The organism is Paracoccus sp. (in: a-proteobacteria) (assembly GCF_030538755.1).
In the GTDB taxonomy this organism is placed as follows: Bacteria; Pseudomonadota; Alphaproteobacteria; order Rhodobacterales; family Rhodobacteraceae; genus Paracoccus.
This window is the reverse complement of the sequence record NZ_JAUNTJ010000009.1, coordinates 81,996-96,590: the sequence shown is the minus strand read 5'-3', so window position 1 is coordinate 96,590 and position 14,595 is coordinate 81,996. Positions and strand designations below refer to the sequence as shown.

The following is a 14,595-nucleotide window of genomic DNA, read 5'->3' as shown; positions in this document are numbered from 1 at the left end:
CGGAGGCACACCGATGGACAAAGACTTCGGCGAAGAACTCGTCAGGCACCTGCCCAGCTTGCGCCGCTTCGGCCTGTCTCTGTCGCGCCGCGCCGATGTGGCCGACGATCTGGTGCAGATCACCGTGGAACGCGCCATCAGCAATGCGGCGCGCTTTGACCGCTCGACCCGGATGCAGCCATGGCTGTTCCGCATCATGCGCAACGCCTTTATCGACATGACCCGCCGCGCCCGCACCGCAGGCACCGGCATTGACGTTCACGAAACCCCCGAGGCGCTGCCCCATGACCCCGGCGCCGGGATCGAGGCGCGGCTGATGCTGGAAACCGCATGGGCCGCCATGGAAACCCTGCCCGACGAACAGCGCGAAATCCTGCACCTGATCTGCGTCGATGAACTGTCCTATGCCGAAGCAGCCGAGGTGCTGGGCATCCCCAAGGGCACGGTGATGAGCCGCCTTTCCCGCGCGCGGCAGGCCCTGGCACGCAAGATGGGAATGGATGGATGAACTTTCCCGGCGGTATGGCAAGTTTAGTTGGGAATAATCTGCGGCGGCCTGCGTATGCCGACCATGAATTGATGAACAGGACGGTCTGACATGCAGGTAAGCGATGAAATGCTGATGGCGTTCGTGGATGGCGAACTCTCCGAGGCCGAGGCCCGCGCCGTCGCTGCGGCCATCGCCGCCGATCCCGCACAGGCCGCACGGGCCGATATGTTCCGCGCCACGCGGGCCGCATTGTCGGCTTCGGCACCGCCGCTGCCCACCCATGACGACAGCGCCCTGATTGCCCGAATCCGTGCCGCTGCCGTGCCAACGGCAACAGCAGCGGCCAGCAGCGCGGCCATCGCGCATCCCACCCCTGCCCCGGCCAACCGCAACTGGCGGCCCGCAGCCATCGCGGCTTCGGTCGCGGCGGCGGCTGTCGTCTTTGGCTATGCCGCCGGCCTGTTCGGCCCCGGCCCTGTCCCCGCACCGGGCGGCCTGTCCGCACCACTGGTCGCCGCACTCGAAGGGGTGCCCTCGGGCGAAGGCACCGTGCTGGAGGACGGCGAATTCACCGCCATCGCCAGCTATCGCATCGCCGATGGCACGATCTGCCGCGAATACGAACGCCACGGCGCCGCCCAAACCGCCATCGTGGCGGTCGCCTGCCGCGACAACGGCGGCTGGAGCAACCGCTTTGCAACCGAATTCGGCCAGTCCGCCGATGGCTATGTGCCCGCCTCGGCGGAAATCGAGGGGCTGGACGCCGCACTGGCCGAGATGGGCGCAGGCGACCCGCTGGACCCCACCGAAGAAACAGAGGCCCTGCGCGCCCTGCGCGGCTGACAATCCGCCGGGCCGCCGCTCAGGAAAAATCCTCGGCAAACAGGAAACCGCCCCGCGCTTCCTGTTTGCCTAAATACGCACCTTCGGGCGGTCCCTCACAAATCGAAGGACGCCAGCACCGGCACATGATCTGACGGCTGCTCCCACCCGCGCACCGGGCGCAGGATGCGGCTGTTATGGGCGGCATTGGCAATGTCGGGCGTGGCCCAGATGTGATCCAGCCGCCGCCCCTTGTCCGCAGCGTCCCAGTCGCGGGCGCGATAGGACCACCAGGAATAAAGCTTGCCCTCGGGGATGTCCTTGCGGGTCACATCGACCCAGGCCCCGGCATCCTGCGCCGCGCCAAGATGTTCCACCTCGACCGGCGTATGGCTGACGATTTTCAACAGCGCCTTGTGGTTCCACACGTCATCTTCGCGCGGGGCGATGTTCAGATCGCCGACCATGATTGCCCGCTGCGGCCGGTCAGCGTGAAAGGCGTCGCGCATCTCGGTCAGGAAATCCAGCTTTTGCCCGAATTTCACGTTCACCTCGCGGTCGGGCACATCGCCCCCCGCAGGGACATAGAAATTATGGATCACCACGCCATTTTCCAGCCGCGCCGCGACATGGCGGGCATGGCCCAGCCCGGCATAATCGCGGTCGCCCGCATCCTCGATCGGCAATTTCGACAGGATCGCGACGCCGTTATAGCCCTTTTGCCCGCGCGCCACGATATGGGTATAGCCAAGCGCCCGGAACGCCTCCAGCGGGATCTTATCCACCGGGCTTTTGATTTCCTGAAGGCACAGGATGTCCGGCATTTCCTCGGTCAGCAGCCGGGCGACCAGCCCTTCGCGCAGACGAACCGAGTTGATGTTCCAGGTGGCGATGGTGAACATGGGCCTCTCCTTTTGCCGGGCGCGCCTGTGCTAACCCGCGCGGCGCGGCCTGTCCACCGGCGGTGGCAAGGCGGGCAATCTATACAAGTTTAGCTGCCCGTCCCTTGACAGCAGGCACCCTGCCGCCGCAAAATGTCCGATACCCATCATTGATGACAGGCATAGAGGAGGGTCAACATGAATATCGACCTTTCGCGTCGCAGTTTCTTACGACTGACGGGCGCGGGGGTGGCGGCGACTTCGCTGGGGGCTTTGGGCTTTGGCGAAGCAGAGGCGGCTGTGGCCGCGCATGTGCGCGACTTCAAACTGACCACCACCACCGAAACCCGCAACACCTGCCCCTATTGCTCGGTCGCTTGCGGGATCATTCTGTATTCGCGCGGCGATGTGAAAGCCGGCGAAACTGCGGAACTGCTGCATATCGAAGGTGATGCCGATCACCCGACCAACCGCGGGACGCTGTGCCCCAAGGGTGCGGCGCTGAAGGATTTCGTCAAGGCCCCGACGCGCCTGACGGCTCCGCGCCTGCGCAAACCCGGCAGCGACCGGTTCGAGGAAATCTCCTGGGACGAGGCGCTGGACAAGATCGCCCGCGCGCTCAAGGACGACCGCGACGCCAATATGGTGGTGTCGAACGAAAACGGCGTTCCGGTGAACCGCTGGGCGACGACTGGTTTTCTGGCCGCTTCGGCCACCACGAACGAAACCGCATGGCTGACCTGGAAAGTGGTCCGGTCCATGGGGATCGTCGGATTCGATAACCAGGCGCGCGTTTGACACGGCCCCACGGTGTCCAGTTTGGGCCCGACCTTTGGCCGCGGAGCGATGACGAACGCTTGGACCGATATTAAGAATACTGACCTTGTTATCGTCATGGGCGGTAACGCAGCCGAGGCACATCCCTGCGGCTTTAAATGGGTGACGCACGCCAAGGCGAATCGCGGCGCCAAGCTGATCGTGGTCGATCCGCGCTATAACCGCACGGCATCCGTGTCGGATTACTATGCGCCGATCCGTCCGGGCAGCGACATCGTGTTCCTGATGGGTGTGATCCGCTGGCTGATCGAAAACGACAAGGTGCAGTGGGATTACGTCCGCGCCTTTACCAACGCGGCCTATCTGGTCAAGGATGAGTTCGGCTGGTCTGACGGCCTGTTCACCGGCTATGACGAATCCAAGCGCGACTATGACAAGGCCAGCTGGGATTACCAGATCGGCGAAGACGGCTATGCAATGGTTGACGAAACCTTGCAGAACCCGCGTTGCGTCTGGAATCTGCTCAAGGCGCATGTCGATGCCTATACGCCGGAATTCGTCGAACGGATGACCGGCACCCCGCGCGACAAATTCCTGACCATCTGCCAGATGATCGGCGAATGTTCCGCGCCGGACAAAACGATGACCTCGATGTATGCGCTTGGCTGGACACAGCATTCCAAGGGCGCGCAGAACATCCGTGGCATGGCGATGATCCAGTTGATTCTGGGCAATATCGGCGTGCGCGGCGGCGGCATGAACGCGCTGCGGGGGCATTCGAACATTCAGGGTCTGACCGATGTCGGCCTGATGTCGAACCTGATCCCCGGCTATCTGCAAATGCCGACCGAACGCGAACCGGATTGGGAAACCTATCTGTCCTCGCGTCAGTTCAGGCCGTTGCGTCCGGGTCAGACCAGCTATTGGCAGAACTACCCCAAATTCATGGTCAGCTTCATGAAGGCCATGTGGGGGGAACATGCCACGGCGGAAAATGGCTGGGCCTATCACTACCTGCCCAAGCTGGATGTGCCGACCTATGACATCCTGCGCATGGGCGAGCTGATGAACCATGACAAGGTAAACATCTACTTCTGTCAGGGCTTCAACCCGCTGATGGCCTTCCCCAACCGCGGCAAGATGACGACGGGTCTGTCAAAGGTGAAACTGCTGGTCGTCATGGACCCGCTGGAAACCGAGACGGCGCATTTCTGGGAAAACCATGGGGATTACAACCCCGTGGACACGGCCTCGATCCAGACCGAGGTGATCGAACTGCCCACGACCTGCTTTGCCGAGGATGAAGGCGCGCTGGTCAACTCGGGCCGCTGGCTGCAATGGCACTGGCCGGGGGCAACCCCGCCGGGTCAGGCCAAGCATGACACCTGGATCATGGCGCAAATCCACCTGCGCCTGCGCAAGCTGTATGAGGATGAAGGCGGGGTCTTCCCCGACCCGATCCTGAATCTGCAATGGGATTACGCCGACCCCGGCGACCCCAAGGCGGATGAGCTGTCGCGGGAAATGAACGGCCGGGCGCTGACGCAGGTCGTTGACCCTGCCGATCCGACCAGGGTTCTGCTGGAACCGGGTCAGCAGGTGTCGGGCTTTGGCCAGTTGCGCGACGATGGGTCCACCATGTCCGCCTGCTGGATCTATGCCGGCTCCTGGACGGAAGAGGGCAACATGATGGCCCGTCGGGACAATCACGACCCCGACGACACTGGTGCCTATCTGAACTGGTCCTTTGCCTGGCCCGCCAACCGCCGCATCCTGTATAACCGGGCATCGGCGGATATTGACGGGCGTCCGTGGGACCCCTCGCGCAAGCTGATCGAATGGAATGGCGAGCGGTGGGAAGGTTACGACGTGCCCGACATCTCGCCAACGGCACAGCCGCGCGACGTGGGACCGTTCATCATGAACCCCGAGGGCGTATCGCGCCTGTTCACGCGGGGCATGATGCGCGACGGGCCGTTCCCCACGCATATGGAGCCGTTCGAATCCCCCATCGCCAACCCGTTCAACGCCAAGATGCGCGGGAACCCGGTGGCGCGGGTGTTCGAATCCGATGTGGATACCTTTGGCACCTCGGACGAGTTCCCCTATGTCGGCACCTCTTACCGCCTGACCGAGCATTTCCACTACTGGACCAAGCACAACGTCATCAACTCGGCGTTGCAGCCTGAATTCTTTGTGGAAATCAGCGAGGAACTGGCGGCAGAACGCGGCATCGAACGCGGCGGGCGTGTCCGCGTCTGGGGCAAGCGGGGGCAGGTCTGGGCCAAGGCCGTGGTGACGAAACGGATCAAGCCGTTGCAGGTGGACGGGAAAACCGTCCATGTGATCGGCATTCCGCTGCACTGGGGCTTTAAGGGCGCCGCGAAAAAGGGCTGGGGGCCGAACACCCTGACGCCGTTTGTCGGTGACGCCAACGTGGAAACGCCGGAATTCAAGGCCTTCCTCGTCAATATCGAGCCTGCAACGGGGGAGCCGGTGGCATGACGACCCAACCTCATATCAACGCCGCCATGTCGAACCCGCCGGTTCAGCCGATGGACAGCAACTTTGGCCCCGGCGACGTGGTGCGCATCTCGGCTACCCGCAATGTGCCGGAACCCACCCGGCAGCTGGACAAGGTGGCCAAGCTGATCGACGTGTCGAAATGTATCGGCTGCAAAGCGTGCCAGTCGGCCTGTGCCGAATGGAACGACACGCTGCCGGACATCGGCAACAACGCCGGGGTTTACACGAACCCCGCCGATCTGACGCCGGAAATGTTCACCCTGATGCGGTTCAGCGAATGGGTAAACCCGGAAACCACCGATCTGGAATGGCTGATCCGCAAGGACGGCTGTATGCACTGCGAGGATCCGGGCTGTCTCAAGGCATGTCCGGCCCCCGGCGCGATCGTGCAATATTCCAACGGCATCGTCGATTTCATCAGCGACAACTGCATCGGCTGCGGCTATTGCGTGGCCGGTTGCCCCTTTGACATCCCGCGGATCAGCCAGACCACGCATAAGGCCAAGAAATGCACCTTGTGTTCGGATCGGGTTGCGGTGGGGCAAGGTCCGGCCTGTGCCAAGGCCTGCCCGACCGAGGCGATCATCTTTGGCACCAAGGAAGATATGCTGGCCCATGCCGAAACGCGGATCGAGGATCTGAAATCGCGCGGTTACGAAAATGCGGGCATCTATGACCCCGCAGGTGTCGGCGGCACGCATGTGATGTATGTGCTGCACCACGCGGACAAGCCGGCAATCTATGCCGACCTGCCCGAAGAGCCCAAAATTTCGGGTGTGGTTCAGGGCTGGAAAGGTGCCACCAAGACCGTCGGTCTGGCGGCCATCGGTCTGGCGGCGGTCGGCTCGGTCCTGCACGGGCTGTTCGCCCGCCCGAATGAGGTCGAACCCGAGGATGATCGCGCCGCCGAACATCTGGTGGATGCCGAAGACCCGCAAATTCCGTCGCGGGGGGATCACGTATGAAACCGATCTATTCAGAACGTGGCGATCACATCGAATCGCGCACCCCGGTGACGGTCAGCCGTTACCGGGGGATCACCCGCCTGAACCACTGGGTCACGGCGGGCAGCCTGATCGTGCTGTTGTTGTCGGGGCTTGCCCTGTTCGACCCGTCGCTGTTCTGGCTGACGAACCTGTTCGGCGGTGGCCAGATGACCCGCTGGCTGCATCCGTTCGTGGGTATCCTGCTGTTCTTCAGCTTTCTGTTGCTGTTCCTGCAACTGTGGCGCCTGAACCTGCCCAAGCCCGAGGATACCACCTGGGTCGCCAATATCGGCGACGTGGTGCAGGGCAACGAACACAACCTGCCCGAGCTTGGCAAATACAACGCCGGGCAAAAGGGTGTGTTCTGGGCCATGTCGGTGCTGATTCTGGTGCTGATCGTGACGGGTATCATGATCTGGGAACAGTATTTCGGCGGTCTGGTCTCGATCCCGGTGCGGCGCATCGCCTTGCTGGTTCATGCTGTCGCGGCGGTGCTGATTATCCTGACCTTTATCCTGCACGTCTATGCGGCCATCTGGACACGCGGCACCATCAGCGCGATGACCACCGGCAGCGTGACGGGGGGATGGGCGTGGCGGCACCATCGCAAATGGCTGCGGGAACTGGCCGACCGTCAAAGCGCGGGAACCACTGGACGCGACCACCGCGACCCGGCAGAATAACCCTAACGGCAACCTTGCTGTGGCCGGTCGGCCCGAAAGGCAAAATGAACGATACAACCGAACCCAATCCCGCAATGATCGGCGGCGTCCCTCAGGCGCCGCTGGTTTTTCTTCCCAACCCCGCACGGCTATTCAGCGACCGCGCCAAACGGCTGGAGTTTCTGGCCAAGGATCACCCGGCGGCGGATTTCCTGCGCTTTATCGCCGCGCTCAGCACGGTTCAGGCGCGGCTGGTCGGCGACCTGCCTGCGCCCGCGCCGATTGCGGCGGATTGGGCCGATACCGCCCGCGCCGCGCGGATGCCGCCCATCGACCGCCCTGCCCTTGCCGGTGATGCGGGCCTGATGGCAACGCTGGATGCGCTGCTGGCGGCGGCGGCCGATCTGGACATGCCCGAACCGGCGCGGCTGGCGCTGTCCGCCGTAACCGCAGCCGGGCCGGACGACCGGCAATGGCTGCTGGGCAATGCACTGGCCAGCACGATCCCTGACGATGCCATCGCCCCGCATCTGTTCGCCATCGCGGCCGCTCAGGTGCATCTGGCGCGGCTGGCTGCCTCGCTGGATGCGGCCAAGCTGGTGCCGGTCAGCACCGGCGTCTGCCCCTCTTGCGGCGGGCGGCCTGCCAGCTCGGTCGTGACCGGCACGCCGGGGATCGAAAACGTCCGCTATGCCTGCTGCGCGCAATGTGCGACCCAGTGGAACGAAGTGCGGGTCAAATGCCTGTGCTGCGGCTCGACCGGCGGCATCAGCTATCGCTCGGCGGGGGATGAGAACTCTGTCATCCGGGCCGAGTGCTGCACCGAATGCGACCAGTGGCTGAAAATCCTGTATCAATCGCGCAACCCGACGCTGGACCCGATCGCCGACGATCTGGGCAGTCTAGGGCTGGATGTGATGATGAAGGACACCCGCTTTGCCCGCGCCGGGGCGAACCCGTTTCTGGCGGGGTATTGATGGCGGGCTTTCGCGACCTGCCTTCGGTCGATCAACTGCTGATCGGGGAACAGGGTCAGGCGATGATCGCCGCGCATGGCCGTCAGGCCGCGACCGCTGCGATCCGCGCCGAACTGGATGCCGCGCGTGCGACCATTCGCGCGGGCGGGGTGGCGGGCGATGTGGCGGCGGGCGCGGCGGCGCGGCTGGACGCTGCGGCGCAAACCGCGCTGCGCCCGATGCTGAACCTGACCGGCACCGTTCTGCACACCAACCTTGGCCGCGCCATTCTGGCCGAACCCGCCATTGCCGCGGCGGTGACGGCGATGGCGAACCCTCTGGCGCTGGAATTCGACCTGACCACCGGCGGGCGCGGCAAGCGTGACGATCACCTGCGCGGGCTGATCTGCGAACTGACCGGGGCCGAGGATGCCACCGTCGTCAACAACAACGCCGCCGCCGTTCTGATCGCGCTGAACACGCTGGGCTTCGGGCGTCAGGCCATCGTCTCGCGCGGCGAGCTGATCGAGATCGGCGGCGCGTTTCGGATGCCCGACATCATGGCCCGCGCCGGTGTGCAACTGGTCGAGGTCGGCACCACGAACCGCACACATCCGCGCGATTATCAGGGGGCCATCGGGCCGGACACCGGGCTGATCCTCAAGGTGCATACCTCGAACTACCGGATCGAGGGCTTTACGGCCGAGGTTGCCGCCCCCGATCTGGCCGCCATCGCGCAGGCGGCGGGGGTGCCGCTGCTGAACGATCTGGGGTCGGGGTCACTGGTCGATCTGTCGCAATTCGGCCTGCGCCGCGAACCCACCGTGGCCGAGGCGGTGGCCGAAGGCGCTGATCTGGTGACATTTTCCGGCGACAAGCTGCTGGGCGGGCCGCAGGCCGGCTTTATCGCCGGGCGGCGCGACCTGATCGCCGCCATCGACAAGAACCCGATGAAACGCGCCGTGCGGCTGGACAAGATCCGCATCGCCGCGCTTGAGGCGACCTTGCGCCTGTATCGCAACCCCGACCGGCTGGTGCAGGCGCTGCCGACGCTGGCGATGCTGGCCCGCCCCGCCGCCGACATTGCCGCGCAGGCCGCCCGGCTGGCCCCGGTGGTGAATGCCGCGCTGGCCCCGCACGGCTTTGCCGCCGCGCCTTGCACCTGCGCCAGCCAGATCGGCTCGGGCGCGCTGCCGGTGGACACGATCCCTTCGGCGGGTCTGCGCCTGACCGGCACGGGCGGTGATGCCCCCGACCGGCTGGCGGCCCGGCTGCGCGCCCTGCCCACGCCGATCATCGGCCATATCCGCGACGGCGCGCTGATCCTGGACCTGCGCTGCCTGCCGGATGACGCGGCGCTGACGGGTGCCCTGGCCGCGCTATGATCGTTGGCACGGCGGGGCATATCGACCACGGCAAGACGGCGCTGGTCCGCGCGCTGACCGGCACCGACACCGACCGGCTGGCCGAGGAAAAGGCCCGCGGCATCACCATCGACCTTGGCTTTGCCTATGCCGATCTGGGCGGGGCAGACGGCGGCGGCGCGATCACCGGCTTTGTCGATGTGCCGGGGCACGAACGGCTGATCCACACCATGCTGGCGGGCGCGGGCGGCATCGACCTTGCGCTGCTGGTGGTGGCTGCCGACGATGGCGTGATGCCGCAAACGCGCGAACATCTGGCCATCCTGCACCTGCTGGGCCTGACGCGCGGCATCGTGGCGCTGACGAAAGCCGATCTGGCCGATGCCCCCCGCCGTGCCGAGGTGACGGCGCAGATCGCCGAGGCGCTGTCCGGCACCGGGCTGGCAGGCGCGCCGGTCATCCCCGTGTCGGCCCTGACCGGCGAAGGCATCGCCACCTTGCGCAGCGCACTGGCGCAGGCCGAGGCCGACACCACCGCCCGCGCCACCGGGGACCGGTTCCGGCTGGCCGTGGACCGCGCCTTTACCCTGACCGGCGCGGGCACGGTCGTCACCGGCACCGTTCTGTCGGGGCAGGCAACGGTGGGCGATACCGTGACGGTCAGCCCCACGGGGCTGACGGCACGCATCCGCTCGATCCACGCGCAGAACCGCCCCTCGCAACAGGCCGTCGCCGGGCAACGCTGCGCCCTGAACCTGGCTGGCGACGCGATCACGAAAGAGGCGCTGCACCGGGGCGACATCATCTGCGACCCGCTGCTGGACGCCCCGACAACGCGCATCGACGCAAACCTGACCATCCTTCCCGGCGAGCCGCGCGCCATCGGCGCATGGTTTCCCGCCCGGCTGCACAGCAACGCCACCGAATGCGGCGCGCGCGTGGTGCCGCTGGGGGCCGAGGCGATCAAGCCCGGCGAAACCGGCCCGGTGCAACTGGTGCTGGATCGCCCCATCGCCGCCGCTGTTGGCGACCGCTTTGTGCTGCGCGACGTGTCGGCCAGCCGCACGATTGGCGGTGGCGCGCTGCTGGACCTGCGCGCCCCCGCGCGCCGCCGCCGCACGCCTGAACGGCTGGCCCTGATCGCCGCCGCCGCTCTGCCCGATCCGGCGGCGGCACTGGCCGCAATGGCCGAGGTTGCGCCGGTCGATCTGGCCGGTTTCACCCGCGACCGTGCGCTGATGGCGGCGCCGCACGGGCTGCCTGTCATCGGCCCGGTTGCCGTATCACCCGCCGCCGCCGCCACGCTGCGCGACGGGCTGGCCACCGCACTGGCCGATTTTCACGCCGAAAACCCCGACCTGCCCGGCATGGGCCGCGAAAGGCTGCGCCTGCTGCTGACCCCGCGTTTGCCCAAGGACGCGTTTCTGGCCCTGCTGCGCGAACAGGCCGAGGCGGGCAGCGTCGCGCTGGACGGTGCCTTTGTCCGCCTGCCCGGCCACGAAGTGCGCCTGACCCCGGATGACGAGGCTCTGTTCGCCCGCATCCACCCCGCCCTGCTGGGCGAGGGGCGTTTCCGCCCGCCCCGTGTGCGCGATTTCGCCACCGATCTGGGCGTGGACGAACGCGAAATCCGCCGCGTGCTGCGGCTGACCCAAAGGCTGGGCCGCACCGATCAGATTGCCCACGATCATTTCTTCGCGCGCGAAGTGACGGCAGAGATGGTGGCGATCATTCTGGATGTCGCCGCACAAGCCCCGGACGGCTGGTTTACCGCCCCCGCCTTTCGCGATCGTGTGCAGAATGGCCGCAAGGTTGCGATTGAAATACTGGACTTTTTTGATCGCCACGGCGTAACCTTGCGCCGCGGCGATTTGCGCCGCATCAACCCGCATCGGGTCGATCAGTTCGGCACCTAGATGGAAGGGAATCGTCCCCGGTGGGGCGGCCGGACTTCAAATCCGGTTGCGGCAGCGAGCCTGTCGCGGGTGGGTTCGACTCCCATTCCCTTCCGCCAGTTTTTGCCTGTGCCGATGCCATGAAAAACGCCCGCGCGAGGCGGGCGTCAGCTTCAGTTCACGGGATCAGGCGTCCCTTGCAGATCAAGCCCGCGCGCGGTCGGCGGTTGCCATGTCACCGATTCAGTCACCGCACCCTGCGGGTTGGTGCCGATCAGCGACCCGCCCGGGCCGCCGGTCCAGCCTGTGCTGCTGGACGCATCGGGCGCGGTGCCGTCGCCTTGGGTCACTTGCGGCTCGGTCGCGGGTTCGGCAACGCCTGACGAATCGTCATTACCCTGCACCACGGGTTCAGCCGCAGCGGGGGCGGCACTGTCGGCGACCGCAGCAGGCGCGCCGCCATCCTGTTGCGCGGCAGCAGGGGCCGTCTGCGCTGTCGCACCGCCAGCCGCGACCATAACCGCCAGCACCAGCGCGGCAGAGATCCGGGCCGCGCCACGGGGGAAGTTGGGTGTCATCGTATATCCTCCTTCATGCCGCCAGCGTCACAGCAGCGGCGCCACAGGTCAAGTGCGCCCTCAGCCGCCTGCCGGCTGCGGGCCATCCAGCGATTGGGTCGCATCGGCAGCGTCCTTGGCATCTTCGGCCCCTGCCCCCGCTTCGACCAGATCGCGGGCTTCTTCTTCGTCTTCGTCTTCCAGCGCGGGCGGGTCTTCGCCGGCAAGGAAGTTGCCGAACTTTTGCCAGCCGGGGATGTGTTCGGCCAGCACCCGCAGCACCACCAGAACCGGCACCGCGATCACCATGCCCAGCACCGACCACAGCCACGCCCACAGCGCCACCGCCAGAAACACCACGACCGCATTCATCTGCAAGCGGCGCGATACGAAATAAGGGGTTATCAACTGCCCTTCCAGCGAGGTCAGCGCCAGATAGCTAAGCCCGACCATCAGCGGCGTGAACAGATCAGGCATCACCACCAGCGCGACAATCGTCGAAATGACGATGCCGGTGATCGACCCCAGATAGGGGATAAAGTTCAGCAGAAACGCCCCGACCCCGAACAGCAGCGGCGCGGGCATCCCCCAGGCCCACATCAGCGTCCCGACGGCGATGCCAAGGCAGGCGTTGATGATGGTGATGGCGCCCAGATAATTGCCCAGGCTGTCCTCGATCTCGCGCAGGGCCAGATAGGCGGTGCGCTTGTCGCGCATGGTGTCAAAGCTCTGCACGATTTTCAGATACAGCAGATCGCCGCTGGCGATCATGAAGAACAGCAGAAACAGCGTGAACACGATCTGACTTAGCAGCGAGGGCGTGAATTTCACCACCGACCCCAGCGTGGTTTCCTGCGACTGTTCGATGGTGATCGTGGTGCCTTCGCCGCTATTGTTCGCGACCGTGGTGGCACCGTCGATCCGCTCGGCCGCCTCTTGAACCTTGCGGAAGGATTCCTGCACGGATTCGAATTTTTGTTCCAGCCGGTCGCTGATCGTGGGCAAGTTTTCCGCCGCGCGGTTGATCGGCCCGGACGCGGCATAGGCAAGAACGATTACCGTCGCCAGAATACCCAGCGTCACCACGGCCGCGGTGATCCCGTCAGGAATGCCGCGCCGCTGCGCAAAGCGCCGCAACGGCGTGAAGACGAAAAACAGCAGCAGCGCCAGCGTGACCGGCATCAGAAAATCGCGCGCCGCCGCCACGGCGGAAAAGGCCATAATCAGGAAAATGCCGATGACGGCCCAGTTCGCGACGCTCCGCGGCTTGTCCTCTTGCTGACGGAAAACAGGAAAATTGTGAATTGCACCCGGCATGATACCCCCCTGACCAAGCGGTTCAGCCGCTTTGGTTCGCGAACAAACGCAAACGGGGCACCGCCGTTCCGGGTGCCCCGATTGTTTTTTGATAACCTGCCGAAAAGGTCAGATCGGATGATCGCCCGTGGCGTCGATAACCCGGCTGGGCAGACCCATTTCGCCCAGCAGCTCAAGGAAGGGCCGCGCCGGCAGGTCTTCGACATTGACCATGCGTTTCACATCCCACACGCCGCGCGCAATCAGGATCGCCGCCGCAACCGGAGGCACCCCGGCGGTATAGCTGATCCCCTGCGAGCCAACCTCGTTATACGCCTCTTTGTGGTCGGCGACGTTGTAAACGAACACCTCGCCCGGCTGACCGTTCAGACTGCCGCGCACCTGCGTGCCGATGCAGGTCTTGCCGGTGTAATCGGGCGCAAGGCTGGCCGGATCGGGCAGCACGGCCTTGACCAGCTTCAGCGGCACGACCTCTTGCCCTTCGGCGGTCCTGACCGGCTGTTCCGACAAAAGCCCCAGCGATTTCAGCACCGTAAAGACATTGATGTAATGCGCGCCAAAGCCCATCCAGAACCGCACATCCGCATCCTTATAGCGGTTCGACAGGCTGTGAACCTCGTCATGGCCGGACATATAGGCGGTCTGCTTGCCCACGACCGGCAGATCCCATTCACGCCCGACCTCGAACATCTTGTTCTCGGTCCATTTGCCGCCCTGCCACGCATAAACCGTGCCGGTAAACTCGCGGAAGTTGATCTCGGGGTCGAAATTCGTCGCGAAATAGCGGCCATGGCTGCCCGCGTTGATGTCCACGATGTCGATGGATTCGATCTTGTCGAAATACTCGTCCTCGGCAAAACGGGCATAGGCGTTGACGACGCCCGGATCGAAACCGGCACCAAGAATGGCGGTCATCCCGGCCTTTTCCACATCCCCGCGCCGCTTCCATTCATAATTGGCATACCACGGCGGCGTTTCGCAAATCTTGGCCGGGTCTTCGTGAATGGCGGTGTCGATATAGGCGCATTTGGTCTCGATGCAGCCTTGCAGCACGGTCATGTTCACAAAGGCCGAACCGACGTTGATGCAGATTTTCGCATCCAGCCGCTTTATCAGCGCCGCCACCGCATCGCTGTCCATCGCATCCAGACTGTGCGAGACAAAGGGCATATCGTGCCCCTTTTCGCGCAGGCCGGCGATGATCGCATCGGCCTTTTTGCGGGTGCGGCTGGCGATGTGCAGCTCGCCGAACTCGGCGGCCCATTGCGCGACCTTATGCGCCGTGACCTGCGCCACGCCGCCCGCGCCGATAATCAGGACATTCTTCTTGTTGGTGTCGGCCAAGCCCGTCTCCTTCCCGGT

General features: G+C 65.0%; 12 protein-coding genes and 1 tRNA gene. 9 read left to right on the top strand and 4 right to left on the bottom strand.

Annotated features, from left to right (window positions below; translation table 11 throughout):
- Positions 1–13 precede the first annotated feature (13 nt).
- Positions 14–508: an RNA polymerase sigma factor gene (locus Q4G14_RS07660; RefSeq protein ID WP_303361146.1), complete on the top strand. Its 495-nt coding sequence runs from the start codon at positions 14–16 to the stop codon at positions 506–508.
- 90 nt (positions 509–598) lie between these two features.
- A complete protein-coding gene (locus tag Q4G14_RS07655) occupies positions 599–1,333 on the top strand; it encodes a hypothetical protein (protein WP_303361145.1) in 735 nt (244 codons plus the stop codon).
- Positions 1,334–1,428: 95 nt separating this feature from the next.
- Here Q4G14_RS07655 and Q4G14_RS07650 read toward each other — a convergent pair whose 3' ends face one another.
- Positions 1,429–2,214 (bottom strand): exodeoxyribonuclease III, encoded by a 786-nt coding sequence (locus tag Q4G14_RS07650; RefSeq protein WP_303361144.1) that lies wholly within the window; start codon positions 2,212–2,214, stop codon positions 1,429–1,431.
- Between the two features lie 177 nt (positions 2,215–2,391).
- Here Q4G14_RS07650 and fdnG point away from each other — a divergent pair, with 177 nt between their 5' ends.
- The 7 genes from fdnG to Q4G14_RS07615 all read left to right on the top strand — a co-directional run bounded on the left by fdnG (position 2,392) and on the right by Q4G14_RS07615 (position 11,478).
- On the top strand, positions 2,392–5,475 hold the full coding sequence (gene fdnG, locus Q4G14_RS07645) for a formate dehydrogenase-N subunit alpha (RefSeq protein WP_303361143.1): 3,084 nt from the start codon (positions 2,392–2,394) through the stop codon (positions 5,473–5,475).
- A complete protein-coding gene (gene fdxH / locus Q4G14_RS07640; RefSeq protein ID WP_303361142.1) occupies positions 5,472–6,461 on the top strand; it encodes a formate dehydrogenase subunit beta in 990 nt (329 codons plus the stop codon). The genes fdnG and fdxH overlap by 4 nt, the downstream gene beginning before the upstream one ends.
- Positions 6,458–7,165 carry a formate dehydrogenase subunit gamma gene (locus tag Q4G14_RS07635; RefSeq protein WP_303361141.1) on the top strand — a complete coding sequence of 236 codons (708 nt, stop codon included), beginning with the start codon at positions 6,458–6,460 and terminating at the stop codon, positions 7,163–7,165. The genes fdxH and Q4G14_RS07635 overlap by 4 nt, the downstream gene beginning before the upstream one ends.
- Before the next feature lie 44 nt (positions 7,166–7,209).
- Positions 7,210–8,121 (top strand): formate dehydrogenase accessory protein FdhE, encoded by a 912-nt coding sequence (gene fdhE, locus Q4G14_RS07630; RefSeq protein WP_303361140.1) that lies wholly within the window; start codon positions 7,210–7,212, stop codon positions 8,119–8,121.
- A complete protein-coding gene (selA, locus tag Q4G14_RS07625) occupies positions 8,121–9,485 on the top strand; it encodes an L-seryl-tRNA(Sec) selenium transferase (RefSeq protein ID WP_303361139.1) in 1,365 nt (454 codons plus the stop codon). The genes fdhE and selA overlap by 1 nt, the downstream gene beginning before the upstream one ends.
- Positions 9,482–11,380, top strand: a complete 1,899-nt coding sequence (gene selB / locus Q4G14_RS07620) for a selenocysteine-specific translation elongation factor (protein WP_303361138.1) — start codon at positions 9,482–9,484, stop codon at positions 11,378–11,380. Before selA ends, selB begins: the two co-directional genes overlap by 4 nt.
- A gap of 2 nt (positions 11,381–11,382) precedes the next feature.
- A tRNA-Sec gene (locus Q4G14_RS07615) sits at positions 11,383–11,478 on the top strand.
- Between the two features lie 54 nt (positions 11,479–11,532).
- Here Q4G14_RS07615 and Q4G14_RS07610 read toward each other — a convergent pair.
- The 3 genes from Q4G14_RS07610 to Q4G14_RS07600 all read right to left on the bottom strand — a co-directional run bounded on the left by Q4G14_RS07610 (position 11,533) and on the right by Q4G14_RS07600 (position 14,577).
- Positions 11,533–11,937: a hypothetical protein gene (locus Q4G14_RS07610; RefSeq protein ID WP_303361137.1), complete on the bottom strand. Its 405-nt coding sequence runs from the start codon at positions 11,935–11,937 to the stop codon at positions 11,533–11,535.
- Positions 11,938–11,997: 60 nt separating this feature from the next.
- Positions 11,998–13,233, bottom strand: a complete 1,236-nt coding sequence (locus Q4G14_RS07605) for an AI-2E family transporter (RefSeq protein WP_303361136.1) — start codon at positions 13,231–13,233, stop codon at positions 11,998–12,000.
- Positions 13,234–13,341: 108 nt separating this feature from the next.
- Positions 13,342–14,577 carry a saccharopine dehydrogenase family protein gene (locus Q4G14_RS07600; protein WP_303361135.1) on the bottom strand — a complete coding sequence of 412 codons (1,236 nt, stop codon included), beginning with the start codon at positions 14,575–14,577 and terminating at the stop codon, positions 13,342–13,344.
- Between the last annotated feature and the right edge of the window lie 18 nt (positions 14,578–14,595).